Annotated in this window: 1 protein-coding gene and 1 pseudogene; both read right to left on the bottom strand. The window is 63.8% G+C overall.

The annotated features are described in order from the left end of the window. Nucleotides 1-518, bottom strand: a pseudogene (locus L9Z73_RS30445) (1-aminocyclopropane-1-carboxylate deaminase); the annotation flags it as partial. A gap of 58 nt (nucleotides 519-576) precedes the next feature. Beyond that, nucleotides 577-1,439 (bottom strand): NAD(P)/FAD-dependent oxidoreductase (locus L9Z73_RS30450; protein ID WP_247408663.1); only part of this gene is annotated, 863 nt, incomplete at its 5' end.

The following is a 1,439-nucleotide window of genomic DNA, read 5'->3' on the forward strand; positions in this document are numbered from 1 at the left end:
GCATCGTAATCATCCCACCCCACGTTGCTCAACTGCGCGCGCGCCTGCTCGACCAATACGCCGCAACCCAACGCCCCTGCGACGCCCCCGCCGCCTTCGGGCACTGGATAGAGATGGGGATATTGCTCGCGCCACGGCAGCCAGAAACCTGGCTCATGCCGCGCACGGTAGCCGCCATAACCCAGCCAATGCAGCTGCATGCCGAAGGCTTTCAGGTCGAGGACAGTGGGCGTGTCTTGGGGATGGCCGCGCAACAGGCCGACGGTGGGAAAATCAAAACGCTTGCCGGCCGCCGCCAGCGCATGCAGATGGTTGGAGTACGCCCCTCCAAGGCTGATGATCCCGCTGGCACCGGCCTGTTGCGCTTGGGCCAGGTGCTCGGTGAGCTTGAACCACTTGTTGCCGCTGATCAGCGGGTCAATGCGGTCCAGGCGCAGCACGGCCAACTCAACCCCGTTCAGCCAATCCAGCAGCAGCGGTTCCAGGGGCGCATGGGGAAGCCAATCGAAAGGGCCCATCGGGGCTAGTCCGCATGAAAAAAGGGGCGGTAGTCTAACACCGCCCCTTCCGGGCATTTTACAACTCAGCCGCCAGGCGCGAGCCCTGGTTGATGGCGCGCTTGGCGTCCAGTTCGGCCGCTACATCGGCGCCACCGATCAGGTGGACGTTCTGGCCCGCCGCGACCAGGCCGTCCTGCAATTCGCGCAACGGGTCCTGGCCAGCGCAGATCACAATGTTGTCCACCGCCAACAGCTGCGGCTCGCCCTCGGCGCCGATGCGGATATGCAGGCCCTCATCGTCGATTTTCAGGTACTCGACGCTGTTGAGCATCTGCACCTGCTTGTTCTTCAAACCGGTGCGGTGAATCCAACCGGTGGTCTTGCCCAACCCATCGCCGACCTTGGAGGCCTTGCGCTGCAACAGGAACACCTCGCGCGCCGGCGGGTGAGGTTGAGGCTTGATCCCGGCGACACCGCCACGCGCTTGCAACTGCGTGTCGATGCCCCACTCTTTCCAGAACGCGTCGCGGTCCAGGCTGGTGGACACGCCCTGATGCACGAGGAACTCCGACACGTCGAAGCCGATACCACCGGCACCGATCACCGCGACGCGCTTGCCCACCGGTTTGCGCTCGAGAATCACGTCGAGGTAGCTCAGCACCTTGGGGTTGTCGATACCCGGAATCGCCGGCGTGCGTGGTGCGATACCGGTGGCCAGGATGATCTCGTCGTACCCGCCCGCCGTCAGTTGCGCGACGTCGACACGGGTGTTGAGACACAGCTCCACATGGGTGGTCTGCAACTTGCGATTGAAGTAACGCAGGGTTTCGAAAAACTCTTCCTTGCCCGGCACGCGCTTGGCGATGTTGAACTGGCCGCCGATCTCGCTGGCCGAATCGAACAACGTCACCTGATGGCCACGCTCGGCCGCCACCGGTA

Origin of the sequence: Pseudomonas emilianonis (assembly GCF_023072625.1) — a bacterium.
Taxonomy (GTDB): Bacteria; Pseudomonadota; Gammaproteobacteria; order Pseudomonadales; family Pseudomonadaceae; genus Aquipseudomonas; species Aquipseudomonas paraveronii.